This is a genomic window from Pontibacter deserti, from assembly GCF_023630255.1.
GTDB classification, from domain to species: Bacteria; Bacteroidota; Bacteroidia; order Cytophagales; family Hymenobacteraceae; genus Pontibacter; species Pontibacter deserti.
This window is the reverse complement of sequence record NZ_JALPRS010000001.1, coordinates 765,802-783,721: the sequence shown is the minus strand read 5'-3', so window position 1 is coordinate 783,721 and position 17,920 is coordinate 765,802. Positions and strand designations below refer to the sequence as shown.

Sequence of the window (17,920 nt, the reverse complement as noted above, 5' to 3'; positions counted from 1 at the left end):
CCACTCGTACATCATAGTTATCGTGTCAAAGGATAATTATGAAGAAGACAAAGAAGAGCAAGCAGAAATCAGATAAACTGGCATCTAAAGATTTAATGGCCCTGGGGTTTCCAACCGGCAAGCCAACAGGCACTGCGTTAAACATTATCCATACCTACTTTACCGAGTTACCTAAACTTCACCAGATAGAATTGCTGCAGGATGTATTGGCTGCCCCTGAGCAATACCAGATGCATACAACGCTGGCTCCTCTTGCCCAGGCTATACTTTCACGCAAAGAGTCAGAACCTATTGCCCTTAAAACAGAAAAGCAGAAGTATGCCATATATGGGGCAGAAGGTATAGAACAGGGAGCTCTCGATCAGATGAACATTGCCATGCGCCTGCCTGTAACACAAGGGGGTGCTTTGATGCCCGATGCACACCAGGGATATGGCTTACCTGTAGGTGGTGTGCTGGCAACGCACAATGCAGTTATACCTTATGGTGTTGGTGTCGACATTGGCTGCCGCATGAGCATGAGTATTTTTGATATACACACAGGGTTTATAGATAAGAACCGGGAAAAGCTCATTAAAATGCTTACTGACAGCACCCGCTTTGGAAATACTTCTTTTAAAAGACCGATGGATCATGAAATAATGAGTCGCCCTGAATTTAATGAGATACCAGTTGTACGTGAACTAAAAGAGCGTGCTTACCTGCAACTGGGCACATCTGGTGGCGGAAACCATTTTGTGGAATTTGGTACCGTAGAGATCCATGACAGTGCAAACGAATTTGAGCTGCCTGCTGGCAAATACCTGGCTATACTTTCACACTCCGGTTCCCGAAGACTGGGAGCTAACATTGCAGGTTACTACACGAAAGTAGCCATGGATGCCTGCCCTCTTCCACAGGAAGCTAAACACCTGGCGTGGCTGGATCTTGATACCGAAGCCGGACAAGAATACTGGCTTGCTATGAACCTGGCTGGTGACTATGCATCGGCCTGCCATCACCAGATACATGAGCGCCTGGCGGCACAGCTTGGAGAAGCACCCATCCTCAGAATAGAGAATCATCATAATTTTGCATGGAAAGAGAAAAATGAGTTCGGCAAGGAAGTAATTGTGCATCGTAAGGGAGCTACGCCGGCAGGTAAAGATGTGCTGGGTATTATTCCGGGAACTATGGCTACACCCGGGTTTATTGTGCGTGGTAAAGGCGAAACTGCGGCTATCAACTCTGCCTCACACGGTGCTGGCCGTGTTATGTCCAGAACACAGGCTATTAAAACATTTTCCCCTCAGGAGATGCGAAAGCACCTTCAGAAAGCCGGCGTAGATCTGGTCGGTGCCGGTTTGGACGAAGCTCCAATGGCCTATAAAGATATTTATAAGGTAATGGATTACCAGCGGGATCTGGTTGAAGTAATTGGCACCTTTCAGCCTAAAATTGTGCGCATGAACGAAGATAAAAAGTATGTAGAAGTAGATTAATGCTAATTCACTCGCACTCAATATCATAATCGATAAAAGAAGCATTACGGGTAATTAACAGCATAAAAGCAAAACTTTCAGTAAAGTCTGCAGTAAACTCTATATAGCTATTTATACCTGGAGCTTTATATGGATTGGGCCTTACTAGAATCGACAGAGATCAACTCTTATACTATAGTTATTAGATTACTTTTAAGCACGTTACTTGGTGGCTTATTAGGATGGGAACGCGAAAGCAGGCGGCAGAACGCCGGCTTAAGAACGCATATGATCATTTCTGCCGGATCTTGTCTGTTGATGCTCATCTCTGTTTATATCCCCCAAACATTTACAGATTACCGCAATGTTGATCCCGGCCGGATTGCTGCCCAGGTGGTATCAGGTATAGGTTTTCTGGGTGCAGGCGCTATCTTCAGGCTAGGAGGAAGTACGCATGGTTTAACTACGGCAGCCACTATCTGGGCGGTAGCAGCTGTGGGCTTATCTGTTGGCGTGGGTATGTACGAAGCCGCTATAGTTGTGACATTGCTCCTGCTTTTTGTGCTGGCTATACTTGATAAAGTCGGGAAGAAGTTCTTTAACGGAGGCTCTCTTAAAACACTGAAGGTAAACTTCCAATCTGCTAAAATTGAAACCAGCAAGATCTTATCTGTACTGGAAAAGCATGATATCATTACAAAGAATATTAATGTTGTTCAGGCAAAAGGCAAACAGCACTCTACGATAAAACTATACGTATTTGTTCCGGAAAACCTGCACGTAAAACAGTTTTACAAAGACCTGAACGAGCTTAAACATGTAGGGCAGATATCGCTGGGCCAGGATTTTTAAGATGTAGCTAACCAGGTTGTGCAAAGTATAAAATACCTAAAGCTCTAAAGTATATTGGTAATTGCTTTGTAGGTGCTGTTTACCACTTCCGTCATTTTAGCAAAATCAAGTGTTTCTATCGTGTCTGTAGGCATGTGGTAATTCGGATTCCTGATAAAAGATGAATCGTTGATCATAAGCGCCTTATACCCGAACTTCCAGTAGTTGCGCTGATCAGACATACCTGCCAGACCTTCGCCCACAGGAAAATGAATTACCTGTACATCTATACCCGAATCTTCTGACATCAGCTGATGTACTTTGTTGTTAAATGCAGCATACTTTTCGATTCCTACAACTATAATAAAGTTGGCCACATGCGGGTAAAGCTTTGCCAGTTCCGGCGAAGGAAAGGGTTGCGATTCGGGCTCATCAGAAAAATACCCGATCATCTCCAGGCAAATCATCCCGATAACATCTACTTTATCGTCGTGCAAGGACCTGGCATGGATGTAGCTCCCCATTAACCCTGTTGCATAGTATGGTGGTTCTTCCAGGCAATACGCTAAAAAGTCGATGCGATAGTCCAGTTCGGGTTGCTGTGCGAAGGTAAGTCTGGCCAGTTCTAGTAAGCCGGCTACAGCGCTTGCATTATCATCTGCGCCGGGTTGATCTCCGCACACATCATAATGGGCTCCAACTATAAGCCTTCTGTTTTTTTGAGGGTTATAAGAAGCTATAATGTTTTTATACTCATTCCCATCTGCCACCCATTTTTGTACCTCAGGTGCAGCTCCTGCTTTACTAAACTCCTCCCCTATGTACCGCGCCGCCTCTTCTAATGTACCCAAGTTGCGGTAGTTTCTTGGTGGTGTCTGGGATGTCAGGAATTCTACATCTGCATATAATCGTCTGGTGTTCGCTTTCATGTTTTAGTTATGGGTTTTACACGCTTACGAAATAACAGTGTTGTTAGTAAGTCTAATAGTATTAACTGCCGAAGTATGCCGCGATAAATACGTATTTAACCATTAATATTGACCTTCTGACATTACCAGGCGTATAGAGGCTAAGACAATATTGACGTAAAGCCGTCGTAATTAAAGAAGTGAATTAGAAAGTAAAAGGCAGAAACTTATAATTACAGTGCTTTACTTTCATTATTCAGTAAATGCGATCTAACCTAAAACAACTATGAAAACAATTGCAATGAAGAGCTGGAAACTATTGGTAGTATTGGTATCATTTGTAGCGGTTGATGCTACTTAAGAAAATAATGATGCTACAGACCCGAATCAAATAGCTACTCAAGATTACGTAGAACCAGGTGCACCATAACCCAGGGTATAAACTCCAACACCAGGATTAAGACAGGTATTTCAACTTTAAATAAATTTTATCTTTTTAAATTTGCCTTAAGGCCATTTTCCTTAATTAAGTCTGCTTTACTTAAGTTGACCCACTCCAAAACTCCATCTTTAATTTAAGCTTTTAAGTTTTATGCTTTAACTTGCGCTAAATTGGCATGTCTAGCCCGGCTGACATACATGATGCGCTTGCTTTAAACTTATTACCTTACTGTTAACCCTTACAATCCCGAATGGAGTTTATTCACTACCTGATTGATTTTATATTAAATATAGACCAACACCTTGTTGAGTTGGTTAAAGAATACAAAAACTGGATCTACCTAATTCTGTTTCTGATCATCTTTTGTGAGACCGGGTTAGTAGTTACGCCTTTTCTGCCGGGCGACTCTCTCCTGTTTGCCTTAGGTGCTTTGGCAGCTGTACCGGAGTATGGGTTAAACTTTACTTTGCTGATGGTACTGCTGTGCGTGGCAGCTATACTTGGCGACTCATTCAACTACTATACCGGTACTAAAATTGGTGATAGGGTTTACCTCCGCGACTTCTGGTTCCTGCGCAGAAAGCATATCGACGAAACACATAAGTTTTATGAGAAGTATGGCGGCCGCACCATTATTTATGCCCGTTTTATGCCTATAGTAAGAACTTTTGCCCCTTTTGTAGCAGGTATAGGTAAAATGAATTATCGCAAATTCCTTTCTTATAACGTAATTGGAGCCATCATCTGGATCTCGTTCTTTATGGTGGTAGGCTATATTTTCGGCAACATCCCAGCTGTGAAAAGAAACTTTACGCTGCTTATACTTGGTATTATCGCACTATCACTTACACCGCCAATTATTGGAGTTATAAAGAACTGGATCGGCAACAGAAAAAAAGCTGCTTAAAAGTATTTTTCCTGCTAATGTAATGAAGAACTAAGCAGGTTTAATTCTGATTCAAGACCACTATTTCAATCAGCAGGTGAAGTAGTGGTCTTTAATTTTTATACAACTCACACGCAGTACATATAAGCTTCTCCGGTTAAAATTTCCGCTGCTTTCATGCTTGTTTTTCAAAATAGCTAAAACAAAAACGCCTGATTCTTATTATTTTTGGAATGACAAGGATGATAAGTTATAAGAAAAGTATAAGCATTTACCTTAAATACCCGCTGATGTGGGTAATGCTGCTATGGGCACTTACATTGCCGGGCCATGAGGTGATTGTTTATGATTTTCTGCTGAATGTAGTTACAGGTAAACACGCAGCAGCGCTGGCTCATGCGCGGGAAGAGATCAGCCGTTCTGAGGAGCAGGGTAAAACAAGCCATGTATTCCTGGATGCTGCACCTGCATCCTATGCTGCAAAGTTTCACCCGCAGCCATTATCGTTTGCAGCAAGAGAGCTGCCCTCTTTTTCAGCTCAACCTATAGCCTACCTCCCCTATTCCGGTTATACTTACTGGTATACCTGTGTACAGAAACTGTTACTGGTAGCTGTATGTCCTAATGCCCCTTAGCTTTACATTGGATTACTTTAAAAGCATTTAACTGTAGTTAACATCCCCTGTTAGCTATTGCTTCAGATCTGTGCTGACTTAGCTATAGATCTGTGTCTGCACATTTCCATCATGCATTTTATCTTTTTTACTTATTCCAAAGTATTTATAGCTATCGGGCTGTAACAACACTATGACACACATTCCACATCTAATAACAGACTTAGGGCTTATACTTTGCGCTGCAGGTATTACCACCCTTCTTTTTAAAAAATTAAAGCAGCCATTGGTATTAGGCTACATCATTGCCGGCTTGTTGGTCGGGCCGCATGTCGCCATATTTCCAACTATAATCGATACTGAAAACATAAAGATCTGGGCCGAGATAGGCGTAATATTTCTGCTGTTCAGCCTTGGCCTCGAATTCAGTTTTAAGAAACTGGTAAAAGTTGGCGGTGCCTCTTCTATTATGGCGCTGGTAGAGGTAGTGGTAATGCTGCTGCTTGGTTATCTTACCGGTAAACTCCTTGGCTGGTCCACCATGGACAGTGTCTTTCTGGGTGGTATACTTTCAATTTCTTCCACCACAATCATTATCCGGGCGTTTGATGAATTGGGAGTTAAGTCGAAGCGCTTTGCCGGCCTTGTATTTGGCATACTGATAGTAGAAGACTTGGTAGCCATTTTGTTGCTGGTATTACTCTCTACCCTGGCTGTCAGTCAGCAGTTTGCCGGTTCAGAAATGATAGCTGCCGTACTAAAACTAGGCTTTTTCCTGGTAGTGTGGTTTCTGGCAGGCATCTTCCTTATCCCTACTTTCCTGCGGAAAGCAAGTAAGCTGATGAATGATGAAACATTGCTGATCGTGTCGTTGGCACTGTGCCTGCTTATGGTTATCCTGGCAGCACAGGTTGGTTTCTCCCCGGCACTGGGTGCATTTATCATGGGTTCTATACTTGCCGAAACTACCAAAGCAGAAAAAATTGAACACCTTATTGCCTCTGTTAAAGACCTCTTCGGAGCTATATTTTTTGTATCGGTTGGCATCCTGATAAATCCTGAAACTATACTTACCTATGCCGGGCCTATTGCCATTATTACAGTGGTTACGCTGGTAGGTAAAGCCTTAAGTATAACAGGGGGCGGACTTATAGCTGGTCAGGGCCTGAAAACATCGGTGCAGTCTGGTATGAGCGTTTCGCAGATCGGCGAGTTCTCGTTTATCATTGCCACACTTGGCCTGACCCTGAATGTTACCAGCGATTTTCTGTACCCGGTTGCTGTGGCGGTTTCTGCCATTACCACCTTCACCACACCGTATATGATCAAGGTGTCCACGCCGGTCTATAGGTTTTTGGATTCTGTACTTCCCGAAAGGTGGAAAAAATCCCTGAACAAGTATAGCTCCGGTGCGCAGGTTATCCATACTACCAGCGATTGGAAACTGGTACTAAGATCATATGTAGTTAACTTGCTGCTTTATTCGGTTATTATTATTGCTATTGTTTTACTGTCTGCCCGTTTCCTCAATCCGGTTATTACAGAAAATGTAATAAAAGGCCCAGTAGGAGATATTATTACAACTGCTATTACCCTGTTATTTATGGCGCCTTTCTTATGGGCTTTCGCTGTATATCATCCGCAGAAAGAAGCACTGGGCAGATTATGGGCCAACCGGAATTACCGCAGCCTGCTTATCGTAATAGATTTTGTCCGGATTGGGTTCTCTTTGCTTTTTATTGGGTTCCTGTTAAACCAGTTCTTCCCGGTACAGGTGTCTTTGGTGGTTGGGTTAGTGATTATCGCTATTCTGATCGCATTCTCAAAAAAGATACAGCAATTCTACATCCGGATCGAGCATCGGTTTATGTCGAACCTGAATGCGCGGGAAATAAGAGAAGCCAGCAAAATGCACTACTCTATTACGCCCTGGGATGTACACCTTACCAGCTTTGACATTTCTCCTGAATCGGCGGTGGTAGGCAAAAGCCTGATGGACCTGCAGATACGTGAAAAGTATGGCGTGAACATAGCAGTTATTGAACGAGGAAACCGTACCATTATGGCTCCTACCCACCAGGAAATGGTTTTCCCGAGAGATAAGGTCTATGTCTTCGGATCAGATGAGCAAATAGAAAAGTTCAGGAATTTCATTCAGGCAGAATCAGACAACAAAAAGAATATGGACAAGGCAGAAGATGTAAAGCTACAGCAGCTTGTAGTGTCAGAAACATCGCCGTTGCTGCATACTTCTATCCGTGAATCCGGCATCAGGGAACGCACTAAAGGCCTTATAGTTGGTATCGAAAGCAAAGGGCAACGCATTCTCAATCCAGAGTCCAATTACGTGTTCCAGCTAAACGATCTCATCTGGATTGTAGGCAGCCCGTGGCGGATCAGGGAGCTTGAAGCCGTAAATGAACCGATTTAACACTAATCTGTACATCAGCTTCAGGTTCACAGGCAGCATGTATACACCTGAAATTTACTTCCTGTGTTACCAGTAAACAGAGGTTATACTTTACTGCCTGGCATACTTTTAAAAAGGTTAACAATTTATACCTGAACTGGCGCAACGGCGGTTACCTGTATCTCGTATTGCCACACATATTAAGCTTAAATCCGATATGTCATATGTATTTCAGGACTGGGCTGTTAATAAGGGTAACCTGAAAGGCAGACTGGTTATGGTGTTGTTCCGCCTGGCTCACCCTGCTTCCAAAAACAAACTTTTCCGAGTAATCTGGCTCCCTTACCTTATCTTTTACAAGCTGCTGGTAGAGTGGTTTATGGGCATAGAACTCCCGCACTGGACCAAAGTTGGCAAAAACTTTTATCTGGGCCACGGCCACGCACTGGTGGTAAACGGTTGTTCTGTTATCGGCGAGAATTGTTTTTTAAGGCATTCCACAACCTTGGGTAACGTACGCTACCCGGATGGTTCTTATTCTGATTCGCCAGTATTAGGAAACAATGTAGAAGTTGGGTGCAATGTATGTATTATTGGCCCTGTTAAGATTGGGAATAATGTAAAGATTGGTGCCGGCTCTGTTGTTGTGAAAGATATACCTGATAACTCAGTAGCTGTCGGTAACCCGGCTAAGGTAATTAAAACCTTCCATCCGGAGCAGCAAACAATGGAGAAGGAACTGCCAAGCAACGATCTGGTAAACTCAGTTGCACTTAATTAGTAATTACCAGCGTAAGTTTCAGGTTTAAACGCATCTTATAAAAGGAAAAGTAACTGAGGTTGCTTTTCCTTTTTGTTTTTCCGGCTATTTAACCGGTTTACCTTCTAACCAGCTTATGGCCTCCTGTTTATCTGTAAAAGACCGTAGTTCGAAAGGCAGCTTCTGCGATTCCTGTATATGGGAGATATTATTTCGGGCGGTACTTTCAACGCTTTGCAGGTTTGCTTGCAGGCGTGCTACCTTCTGTACCCGCGTGCTCGTGATACCAGATGCCAGGTAAGTAGATATTTCTCTGCTGGCATGCGCTTCAACAGATAAAACTGTTTTAGAAGAGTCCAGCAAAAGCTTTCTTACGTCATAACTTTTGATAACATCAACTATAAGTTCAATTGTATGCTTGATCTCTGGCAGCAGAAAAGTATGCAGGTCAGGGTAATCTATTTCTACGATATCAGTGGCAGGATTATAATCTAATTTAAACAGGCTATTCTGGAACAGGATCATAAAACCACTACAAAGATTTAGAATACGATTAAAGATACACTTCTTTTATAGTTAAATCTCTATTTATTATTTGTAAGCGCATTCTCAGCTTTGGTCTGAAGTGTGGCAAATATAGTTCTATGCTAAATCATAAAAGACTATTCCTACATCCCCTCCTTAGCACACAGCACTGATAGTCAGAATAATATATTCTATTTTTTCAACTTTATTGGCTTAATGCAGTAAAAATATCTTCACTAAAGCATTGATAAAAAGAATACCTTCCACAACAAATTGACCTATGAAAAAAGCTCGACTACTTTTATTTACAACTATACTTGCCGCCTCCATACTTACCGGCTGTAATCAGCAGGCAACTACGCAGCAGGAAAGCGGTCAGGACCAGGGGCAGGAACAACCAGCACAAACAGCCCCAGCTCAAACAGCATGCACACCACTGGAAACCAGGGAAGCAAATTCACCAGACCAGAAACCAACTTTTAAAGAACAGACAAGAGCGTGTGCTATTACCTCTGATGTTGCATTTGATGTGACGGTATTGGCTAAGAACCTGGAGAAACCATGGGCCGTTGAGCCGCTACCCAATGGTGATCTGCTGGTAACAGAAAAGCCAGGCCGACTACGTATTGTGTCTGCTACAGGCCAGGTTGGCCAGCCAATTACTGGTTTACCTAAAGTGGATGCCCGTGGCCAGGGAGGTTTATTGGATGTGGCATTGAGCCCAAATTTCGCAACAGATAACACGATCTACTGGAGCTTTTCAGAGCCACGCCTGAAAGGCAACGCAACAAGTGTAGCCCGCGGAAAATTATCCAGCGACCGGAAAAGACTGGAACAGGTACGTGTTATTTTTCAGGCAATGCCTCCGTTTGAGGGTACTATGCACTATGGTTCGCGCCTGGCTTTCGGACCGGATGGCATGTTATATGTAACACTGGGAGAAAGATCAGATAAACAGATACGTCCGCAGGCACAACACATGGATAGCCACATGGGCAAAATACTGCGCATTACACCAGATGGCAAACCTGCACCCGGTAATCCTTTTACCGGCCAGAACAACGCCTTACCTGAAATCTGGACGGTTGGACACCGCAATGTACAGTCTGCAGCTTTTGATGCAGATGGCAAACTATGGATTGTGGAGATGGGACCGCAGGGTGGCGATGAACTTAACCTGATAGAAAAAGGCAAGAACTATGGCTGGCCACTGGTAACCTTCGGCGAAGAGTATTCCGGCAGCCCTGTACCAAATGCCGTAACAACCAAAGAAGGATTTGAAGACCCCGTGTACTACTGGGACCCTGTAATTGCCCCGTCTGGTGCACAATTTTATACCGGTGATGCTTTTCCGGGGTGGCGCAATAACTTGTTTGTAGGTGGCATGAAAGACCACGTGCTGGTGCGCCTGCAGATCGAAGATGGGAAAGTTACCGGCGAAGAACATCTGCTGCAAGACAAAGACCAGCGCGTACGTGATGTACGTCAGGGACCGGACGGAGCTCTTTATATTGTAACAGACCAGGAAAACGGTGAGCTCTGGAAAATAGCTCCAAAGCAGTAAAGGATTATTGTTTTAAATGAGTAAGCAATCTATAGTTTTCGAACTATGGATTGCTTTTCGTTTTTTACTGCTTAGTATAGTTTTGCTTTCTACTTGTCATTTCGAGTATAACGAGAAATCTATTTCAGATTATGAGTTGCAGTCTTTACTTACCTGAACCAAGCTATACTTTCAATCTACTTTCATTCCTGGGAACTCTACTAACCTATAGTTTTATAGTTGGCTTTGGTGCGCTCACGGCCGCGAGGCTTCGTCTTCGGGTATCGCGCTGTGCAAATCTCTTTTGCTCGTACCTCGCAATACCTTACGGCACCAGATATTTACAAGGCGCTCAACCCAAAGACTGTGATCATTTCGATAGTTAATTTATAGTTGGATGGAGAAGTGTAGATTCTTGGCTTTTTCAGCAATGTATTTCCGTAGGGACAGGTCGAGACCTATCCTTCTCTGTAACTATAGAATTGTAATGTTAACTATAGCAATAGCAAAACTGTCCCCTTGAGGGGACTACAGGGGTGTTAAAACAGTAGCTATGAAGCTATAATTCTAACTATAGCAAAGACTTAAAACTCCCCGCCTTAGACAAGTCGAAGATCCCGAACTTGTTTCGAGAGAGGGGGATAAAAGGGGTGGTTGGACAACAGCAACTATAAAACTATAACTTACAACTATAGCAACACCCTTATCTTGGAAATCTAACCCATTTAAACAAAAAAGCCTCCCTTTTATAAGAGAGGCTTTCCCTGAACTTAAATAATTCTATTTAGTGCTTCCAACAGCCTGTCCTTCTGCTCCGGCTACCAGTTTCAGGTTTATAGTAAAGGTATCATATATGATTTTGTCGGCTGCAGTACCTACCAGGCCTGAGCGGTACTTAATATCATACTTGGTGCGGTCCACTTCTATTACTGCTTCTGCCTGCGCTTCTTTGCCCGAAATGGCAACAGTAGCCGGGAAAGTAATGGCGTTGGTTATGCCTTTTATAGTCAGGTTACCGGTTATAGTATAGTTTGCTTCGCCTGGTTTTGCTTTGGCAATTGGGGTGGCTTTAGTAATCTTAAATATTGAAGACGGATGTTTATCAACTGAAAAGAAATCATCCGATTTAAGATGATCTGTCAGCTTTTTGTTTGACTCCGGGCGGGTAATGTCTTCCACAACAATGGTAGCCATATCAATGGTAAATGTACCGCCTGTTAGTTTATTGCCTTTCACCTCTAGCGAGCCTGCGGCCAGCTTTATAGTACCATAGTGCTCACCTCCTACTTTTTTGGCGTTCCACTTCATGGTGCTTTGGGTAGTATTAACCTGCAAAGTAGTAGCAGCAACTGCAGCAACAGATGTACTGTTACCAGGCGTATGCCCGGGGGCAGTAGCTGCAATGGATAATAATGTAGAGAACGCAAATGCGCTTAAAAGTAATAGTGGCTTCTTCATGGTGCGGAGCTTTATAGTTTTACTTTGGTTTAGAGCAGATAAGTTTACTCAAATATCAGCAGAATCAAAAGTATAAACAGTATCAAAATATAGTATTCATATTTTTAGTATGAATTTTCACCTTTTTAGATAAAAGAGAAGGATATTGTAAATTTTTTATCGTACTTTGTAAGAAATAATGAACGTATATGCCTGCGAATGTGTAGTAGGTGTATAATTAATCAAATCAACATGAATAACGGAACAGTAAAATTCTTCAATGACACTAAAGGTTTTGGCTTTATCAAAGAAGATGATTCAAATCAGGAGTACTTTGTACACGTAACTGGTTTAGTAAACGAGATCAGAGAAAACGACAGAGTTACTTTTGAGCTTAAAGAAGGTAAGAGAGGACTGAACGCAGTCAATGTAAAGTTAGCTTAGTCTGGCTTAATAGCTCATTTAAAAAAGCCTTACGTTCAGTAAGGCTTTTTTATTTATTCTGCCTTTAAAACCAATACGCGTACGGCTCTTGGAGCACTTTCACGTTATACATGCATTACAAACAATACCATGAACAGAAAATATTTAGTTGATACCACCACCCGGGAATACATCTGTGTAGCTCTTAAAAAAGGGCAGGAATGGATACCTAATAACCAGGATTCATTACCAAGTTTTATGGATTCCCGTACAAACAAAAATGTTGATGAATTTGAACTACTTACGGGCGAATTCAGCGACAATAACTTCTTTGAGAAGTGGATACGCAATGGTACAAATTACCTGGCAAAGTAAACCGCTTTCGCACTGCCTGAACCGTAGCATAAAACAAAAGAACAACATAAAAATCATCAATGGGTAGATCACAGGAAACCTTCAGCAAAAAAGAAAAAGAAAAAAAGAAATTAAGAAAAAGGCAGGACAAAGAAGCCAAAAAAGAAGATCGTAAAGCCCACTCCAGCAAAGGAAAAGGCATTGACGAAATGATGGCTTATGTAGATGAGTTTGGCAACATTACCGATACGCCACCAGATCCTACTAAAAAGAAGAAAGTAATAAAGCAGGAAGATATCCAGATCGGTGTATCGCGCCAGGCAGAAGCTGATCCGGAAGATCTGATCAGGAAAGGTACTGTTACTTTCTTTAATACGTCTAAAGGCTATGGTTTCATAAAAGACCACGTTACCCAGGAAAGCATTTTTGTGCACCAGAACGGCCTTGCAAGCACTATAAAAGAGAACGATAAAGTTACTTTTGAAGTAGAAAAAGGTCAGAAGGGGCTTGTTGCTGTAAAGGTAAAACTGGCAAGCTAGGTAGTTACTACAGGTATAAGGGTAATAATCCTTGCAGGTATAATAATACGACCAATAAAGGTACTGGTAAACGATCAGGCAACTCGTTTATCAATACCTTTTTTTAATGCTTGATTCTGCTTCTTCTGATTTAGGCTGGTGCATTTTTCTCCTTCCTCTGCATAGAATAACTATAGTGGGTGGCTGCTCCTGACAGGGCAGCTTTTATTATGCCCCCTACTTCAAGCAACTGGTTTGGCACCTACTTACACTGCTAGCTATACTTCCTATTTTAGAGTACTTTTGTAGCTTATACTTCCTGGCTGAGTAAGGCCACAAGACTTTAAAAGTATTTACAAGCATTCTCTAACCCCTCCTTCTCACCTCTTATGACTTTATTAACTGTATCCGGAATTAGCGTAGCGGAAGAAGGAGTACCTATTTTATACGACATCAGCTTTACCCAGCAGCAAGGACAGAAACTGGTAATTGCCGGCGAAACCGGTTCCGGTAAAAGTACGCTGCTGCAAACTATAGCCGGCCTGGTGCAGCCAAGTACCGGGGAAGTATTGTACGACAACATAAAAGTAGAAGGACCACATGATAAACTGGTACCCGGCCACCCGGAGATTGCTTACCTGTCGCAGCAGTTTGAGTTGCCGCAGTTTTTAAGGGTAGAACAAGTCCTGAAGTATAGCAACACATTATCTGAAGAAGAAGCCCAAACACTATACGAAGTATGCCGGATAAGCCACTTAACGAAGCGGAAAACCAACCAGCTTTCGGGTGGCGAAAGACAGCGTATTGCTCTTGCCCGCTTATTAAGCTCATGGCCCAGCCTTCTGCTCCTCGACGAGCCTTTCTCGAACCTGGACATGGGCCATAAAAGTGTGCTGAAGTCGGTGATTCACGACCTCAGCGAAGAACTGGGCATTTCCCTCATCCTCATCTCCCACGACCCGCACGACACCCTCTCCTGGGCCGATGAAATACTGGTAATGCAACAGGGCCAGCTAATACAGCAAGGCACGCCACAGCACATTTATACCCAGCCTGTAAACGAATACACTGCCGCTCTTTTCGGCAAATATAACCTTGTACCTGCAACTATAGCCAAAAGTCTTTTTGGTTTATATAATAAGGCAAAAGGTCACCTGCTCCTCCGCCCGGAAAGTATAAAACTAACTACAGGCAGAGGTGTGGTTGGCAAGATTACAAGTATAAAATACTTCGGCAGCCATTATGAGATTGAAGTACAACTTAGCGGGGTAAGTATAAAAGTAACCTCAGCGGTTTGTGATGCTGTTGTTGGTGATGAAGTGGGTGTGGTGATTGATGCTGAGAGGATTTGGTGGGTGTAGGCAGTTTAGAAAGTTAGAAAAGTATAAGTTAGAAAGTTAGAAGGTGTAAAAATATACTTCGCGGACCGCACAGCTCCAGCTTTTGACTAGCCTATAATTTCATAGGTACTGTGGTCCAACCACCCCTGCCCCTCAGAGCTACGCTCGCTACCTTCGAAATCTCTTCTCGGTAGTCCAAGGAGGGGAGCTACTGCCATTACTTCCTTTAATTTCTCTCGTTTAATAGACTTTTTACACTTATACCCATTCTAGGTAATTATGTAATGCTACATAACCGCAGATACTTAAAAGCTAACCAACAAGCATTACGTGGCAGCTTAACTCCTGCTGAAGCAGAATTGTGGAAACATTTGAAGGGTGGTAATCTCATGGAAAAAAAGTTCAGGCGTCAGCACAGTGTTGGAAACTATATACTTGACTTCTACTGCCCTTCTGAGCAATTAGCTATCGAACTTGACGGACAAGTACATAACCATGCCGCAGCTGAACAAGCCGACCAAGAACGTGACCAATACCTGAGAAATCTTAATATCCGGGTGCTACGCTTCGAAAACAAAGAAGTATTCGAAAACCTAAACGCCATACTTCGGGAAATAAGCAATTGCTTCAACAGGTAAGTATATGTCAAAGCTACAAAGCTGAATAAATAAATCTGGTTGTGCAGAATATACCTTCAACAATAGAAGCCTGTAGTAACAAATAAATAATAATACAGCAGCTACATTGTCACTACTTTTGAACTAGCAAGGAAAGTGCTCCCCTCCTTGGATAAGGAGGGGCAGGGGTGGTTGGACCACAGCAACTATAAAACAATCAGCCAGACATTAAGGGTCTGAAATAACTTCCTAAACTCTCTAACTCACAAACTCCTAAACTAATCTCTCTCCCACCTCACCTCCGGAAATACCACCTCCAGCTGCCGTTTGATTACTCTATAATTCCCCTTCCAGAAACTACCCAGATCAGAAACAGTAGTAATAGCTTTCAGATCAGGTGTCAGCAATGCCAGCTCTACCGTCATCTCGCCTTCGTCTACTTTCGGGCTCTCCTCCCAGCCCAGCACGTCCTCCAATCTGATCTCCAGCTTCGGCTGTGCGCCATCCGGTTTATACTCCAGTTCTATAGTTGAGCCATCCGGCAAAGCTATAGTTGGTGGGGCCAGCACGTCCAGCCTTGCCCTCTGTTCATCATCTAAAAACTTCTCCAGTATCGGCAACAGCTCCAGTTCCATCAGCTCGTCGGGGTGCTCAATGTCGTAGAGGTAGGGCTTTAGCCAGTCCCAGTTGGTCATGAGCAGGGTGCTGGTGCTCACGTCGGGCCAGAACTCGGAGGGGCGCCATTTGCGGAGGCTCATCACGCGGTTTTGCCATTGGGTGAGTTCGTGGTTGAAGTCCAGCAGGTGCTCACCTTCTGCTTTGATAGCCTCCAACATAGCCGGTACACGGTGCTTCTCGTCGGGAGGTGGCAGCGGCTTGCTTTGCAGAACTATACTTCCAATGCGGGTATCCAGTGAAGCGGTGAATTCGCCGTCGTTCACGTCCCAGTGGTATACTTCCTGCTGCTTTACGAGCGGAGCAAGATCTTTCGGGTTAAGCGGCGATGCCAGGAAAATACGGCCCGGGTTGTCGCCGGTGCCGGCGTGCATGTGCGCTACAGATAGCCAGGGCTCGTGCGCCAGGTCGTCGCGGTGACCGGCAGAGGCATACTGCCCACTGGCCAGCTGGAACTGTGCGTTGTTGCCGGGGCGGGCGTAGGCAATGCGCTCGGGGTAGCAATGCGCCAGTAGCACACCGGTTTCGTACTCGTCGAAGGTGCCGTTATCTGGCTCCACCTCAAACAGCTGGCGGTACGAGCGGGCTATCTTCTCGATCTTGCCAAAACGCTTGCCTTGCCCCTGCTCTTTTCTATACCTGCGAAGAGCTTCCACTCTTAAATTAATGTCGATGCCGGCGTTGCGGTCCAGCGGGTCGCGCTCTTCCAGTACGGCGGCAATATCGGAGGCCAGCGGTACCTGGTCTGTTTCTTCGGCTTTGAGCAGCATGTGCGCAATGCGCGGGTGGCAGGGCAGCGTGTGCATGCGCTTGCCGTGCTCGGTAATGCGGCCATGCTCCAGCGCCTGCAGCTGGTGCAGCATGTCGGTGGCCGAAGCCAGGGCAGCGCGTGGCGGCGGGTTCAGCCAGGTAAGACCCCGGATATCGGTAACGCCCCATTGCGCCATGTCCAGCACCAGGTTCGACAGGTCGGCTTCCATGATCTCAGGGGTGCGGTGCGGGGCCATGCGCTCTTGCGTGGTTTTGCTCCACATGCGGTAGGCAGTGCCGGGGCCCAGGCGACCGGCGCGACCGGCACGCTGGTCGGCGGCGTCTTTGGAGATGCGAACCGTTTCGAGGCGCGACAAACCAGACTTCGGATCGAAGCGGGAGGTTTTGCCGAAGCCCGTATCCACCACCACCGAAATGCCTTCTATGGTTAAGCTGGTCTCGGCTATACTGGTGGCCAGCACGACTTTGCGCCTGCCCTGGCGGTCGGGCATGATGGCGGCGTACTGCTTGCCGAAGGGCAGCATACCAAACAGCGGGTGTATCTGCACATCGCGCAGCTGTTTGCGAAGTATAATCTCTACTTTCCGGATGTCGTTTTCACCGGGCAGGAACACAAGGATATCGCCTTCCTGCTCCTTAGCGGCCTGCTGCACGACTTTGGCCGTCATTTCGGGCAGCATGCGGTCGTCGGCGTCGCCGGTATAAATGGTGTTGATGGGGTATTGCCGCCCCATGCTTTGCGCCACCGGGGCCTTGAGCAGGCTCGTGAGCTGGGGCATGTCCAGGGTGGCCGACATCACCATGATGCGCAGGTCCGGCCGAAGCGTGTGCTGCGCTTCCCGGCTCAGGGCCATGGCTACATCGGCATGAATGCTGCGCTCATGAAACTCATCGAAGATCACGATGCCGATACCCGTCAGCGAGCGGTCGCTGTGGATCATGCGGGTGAGGATGCCTTCGGTTACGACCTCGATGCGGGTAGCAGCTGAGGTGCGGTTCTCGAAACGGATGCGGTAACCGACGGTCTGGCCTACCTCCTCGCCCAGCAGCTGCGCCAGGCGCTCGGCAATGGTTTTGGCCGCCAGGCGCCGGGGCTCCAGCATTACGATCTTCCGGCCCTCAAGCCAGGCCTCGTCCAGCAAAGCCAGCGGCAGCAAGGTGCTTTTACCGGCTCCGGGAGGTGCGTTTACGATCAGCGTGTTCTGCGCCGCCAGGTGCTCCCTAACAGCAGGTATAATTTCCCGAACGGGTAAGTCTATGGTAAATGGGTTGAAGGGCAAGGGAAGTTATCTTTAAAAAACAATGCAAGTAAGTTATATTTCTGTACTTGCTTATAGCTATAGGAATAGAACTAAAACCAATTAATGATAAATTCTACAACTATTTATTTAGGAGATTTTAAATTA

16 protein-coding genes are annotated in these 17,920 nt (G+C 44.9%); 12 read left to right on the top strand and 4 right to left on the bottom strand.

What is annotated here, in order from left to right:
• The first annotated feature begins 38 nt into the window (after positions 1–38).
• Both MJ612_RS03320 and MJ612_RS03315 read left to right on the top strand, forming a co-directional pair.
• On the top strand, positions 39–1,481 hold the full coding sequence (locus MJ612_RS03320) for an RtcB family protein (RefSeq protein WP_187029414.1): 1,443 nt from the start codon (positions 39–41) through the stop codon (positions 1,479–1,481).
• 129 nt (positions 1,482–1,610) lie between these two features.
• Complete coding sequence (locus MJ612_RS03315) at positions 1,611–2,312, top strand: MgtC/SapB family protein (protein ID WP_187029412.1); 702 nt, start codon at positions 1,611–1,613, stop codon at positions 2,310–2,312.
• Between the two features lie 44 nt (positions 2,313–2,356).
• On the opposite strand, the gene MJ612_RS03310 is transcribed toward MJ612_RS03315, so the two are convergent.
• Positions 2,357–3,220, bottom strand: coding sequence for a M28 family peptidase (locus MJ612_RS03310; protein ID WP_187029410.1), 864 nt, complete (start codon positions 3,218–3,220; stop codon positions 2,357–2,359).
• 671 nt (positions 3,221–3,891) lie between these two features.
• Between MJ612_RS03310 and MJ612_RS03305 the strand changes: the two genes are divergently transcribed.
• From MJ612_RS03305 to MJ612_RS03290, 4 genes are all read left to right on the top strand, one after another.
• Positions 3,892–4,548 carry a DedA family protein gene (locus MJ612_RS03305; RefSeq protein WP_187029408.1) on the top strand — a complete coding sequence of 219 codons (657 nt, stop codon included), beginning with the start codon at positions 3,892–3,894 and terminating at the stop codon, positions 4,546–4,548.
• Between the two features lie 212 nt (positions 4,549–4,760).
• The gene (locus MJ612_RS03300; protein WP_187029406.1) at positions 4,761–5,162 is read left to right on the top strand and encodes a hypothetical protein; all 402 of its coding nucleotides are present in this window, start codon (positions 4,761–4,763) and stop codon (positions 5,160–5,162) included.
• 172 nt (positions 5,163–5,334) lie between these two features.
• A complete protein-coding gene (locus MJ612_RS03295; RefSeq protein WP_187029404.1) occupies positions 5,335–7,572 on the top strand; it encodes a cation:proton antiporter in 2,238 nt (745 codons plus the stop codon).
• A gap of 196 nt (positions 7,573–7,768) precedes the next feature.
• Positions 7,769–8,332, top strand: a complete 564-nt coding sequence (locus tag MJ612_RS03290) for a serine O-acetyltransferase (protein ID WP_187029402.1) — start codon at positions 7,769–7,771, stop codon at positions 8,330–8,332.
• Positions 8,333–8,416: 84 nt separating this feature from the next.
• Here MJ612_RS03290 and MJ612_RS03285 read toward each other — a convergent pair whose 3' ends face one another.
• A complete protein-coding gene (locus tag MJ612_RS03285; RefSeq protein ID WP_187029400.1) occupies positions 8,417–8,836 on the bottom strand; it encodes a hypothetical protein in 420 nt (139 codons plus the stop codon).
• A 280-nt stretch (positions 8,837–9,116) separates the two neighbouring features.
• Here MJ612_RS03285 and MJ612_RS03280 point away from each other — a divergent pair, with 280 nt between their 5' ends.
• Positions 9,117–10,400: a PQQ-dependent sugar dehydrogenase gene (locus MJ612_RS03280; protein ID WP_187029398.1), complete on the top strand. Its 1,284-nt coding sequence runs from the start codon at positions 9,117–9,119 to the stop codon at positions 10,398–10,400.
• A 759-nt stretch (positions 10,401–11,159) separates the two neighbouring features.
• Here the strand turns inward: MJ612_RS03280 and MJ612_RS03275 are convergent.
• Positions 11,160–11,837, bottom strand: a complete 678-nt coding sequence (locus tag MJ612_RS03275; protein WP_187029396.1) for a YceI family protein — start codon at positions 11,835–11,837, stop codon at positions 11,160–11,162.
• 231 nt (positions 11,838–12,068) lie between these two features.
• Between MJ612_RS03275 and MJ612_RS03270 the strand changes: the two genes are divergently transcribed.
• From MJ612_RS03270 to MJ612_RS03250, 5 genes are all read left to right on the top strand, one after another.
• Positions 12,069–12,260: a cold-shock protein gene (locus MJ612_RS03270; RefSeq protein WP_187029394.1), complete on the top strand. Its 192-nt coding sequence runs from the start codon at positions 12,069–12,071 to the stop codon at positions 12,258–12,260.
• A 129-nt stretch (positions 12,261–12,389) separates the two neighbouring features.
• Positions 12,390–12,614, top strand: coding sequence for a hypothetical protein (locus tag MJ612_RS03265; RefSeq protein ID WP_187029392.1), 225 nt, complete (start codon positions 12,390–12,392; stop codon positions 12,612–12,614).
• Between the two features lie 59 nt (positions 12,615–12,673).
• Positions 12,674–13,132 (top strand): cold-shock protein, encoded by a 459-nt coding sequence (locus tag MJ612_RS03260; RefSeq protein WP_187029390.1) that lies wholly within the window; start codon positions 12,674–12,676, stop codon positions 13,130–13,132.
• Between the two features lie 368 nt (positions 13,133–13,500).
• Complete coding sequence (locus tag MJ612_RS03255) at positions 13,501–14,472, top strand: ABC transporter ATP-binding protein (protein ID WP_187029388.1); 972 nt, start codon at positions 13,501–13,503, stop codon at positions 14,470–14,472.
• A 263-nt stretch (positions 14,473–14,735) separates the two neighbouring features.
• On the top strand, positions 14,736–15,089 hold the full coding sequence (locus MJ612_RS03250) for an endonuclease domain-containing protein (protein ID WP_187029386.1): 354 nt from the start codon (positions 14,736–14,738) through the stop codon (positions 15,087–15,089).
• Positions 15,090–15,346: 257 nt separating this feature from the next.
• Here MJ612_RS03250 and hrpB read toward each other — a convergent pair whose 3' ends face one another.
• Positions 15,347–17,794: an ATP-dependent helicase HrpB gene (hrpB, locus tag MJ612_RS03245; protein ID WP_187029383.1), complete on the bottom strand. Its 2,448-nt coding sequence runs from the start codon at positions 17,792–17,794 to the stop codon at positions 15,347–15,349.
• Positions 17,795–17,920: the final 126 nt, after the last annotated feature.

Coding starts and splice junctions, on each gene's coding strand:
- MJ612_RS03295 (WP_187029404.1), top strand. CDS start 5,335: ATGACACACATTCCACATCTAATAACAGACTTAGGGCTTATACTTTGC.
- MJ612_RS03315 (WP_187029412.1), top strand. CDS start 1,611: ATGGATTGGGCCTTACTAGAATCGACAGAGATCAACTCTTATACTATA.
- MJ612_RS03265 (WP_187029392.1), top strand. CDS start 12,390: ATGAACAGAAAATATTTAGTTGATACCACCACCCGGGAATACATCTGT.
- MJ612_RS03250 (WP_187029386.1), top strand. CDS start 14,736: ATGCTACATAACCGCAGATACTTAAAAGCTAACCAACAAGCATTACGT.
- MJ612_RS03270 (WP_187029394.1), top strand. CDS start 12,069: ATGAATAACGGAACAGTAAAATTCTTCAATGACACTAAAGGTTTTGGC.
- MJ612_RS03275 (WP_187029396.1), bottom strand. CDS start 11,837: ATGAAGAAGCCACTATTACTTTTAAGCGCATTTGCGTTCTCTACATTA.
- MJ612_RS03285 (WP_187029400.1), bottom strand. CDS start 8,836: ATGATCCTGTTCCAGAATAGCCTGTTTAAATTAGATTATAATCCTGCC.
- MJ612_RS03320 (WP_187029414.1), top strand. CDS start 39: ATGAAGAAGACAAAGAAGAGCAAGCAGAAATCAGATAAACTGGCATCT.
- MJ612_RS03290 (WP_187029402.1), top strand. CDS start 7,769: ATGTCATATGTATTTCAGGACTGGGCTGTTAATAAGGGTAACCTGAAA.
- MJ612_RS03305 (WP_187029408.1), top strand. CDS start 3,892: ATGGAGTTTATTCACTACCTGATTGATTTTATATTAAATATAGACCAA.
- MJ612_RS03310 (WP_187029410.1), bottom strand. CDS start 3,220: ATGAAAGCGAACACCAGACGATTATATGCAGATGTAGAATTCCTGACA.
- MJ612_RS03255 (WP_187029388.1), top strand. CDS start 13,501: ATGACTTTATTAACTGTATCCGGAATTAGCGTAGCGGAAGAAGGAGTA.
- MJ612_RS03280 (WP_187029398.1), top strand. CDS start 9,117: ATGAAAAAAGCTCGACTACTTTTATTTACAACTATACTTGCCGCCTCC.
- MJ612_RS03300 (WP_187029406.1), top strand. CDS start 4,761: ATGACAAGGATGATAAGTTATAAGAAAAGTATAAGCATTTACCTTAAA.
- MJ612_RS03260 (WP_187029390.1), top strand. CDS start 12,674: ATGGGTAGATCACAGGAAACCTTCAGCAAAAAAGAAAAAGAAAAAAAG.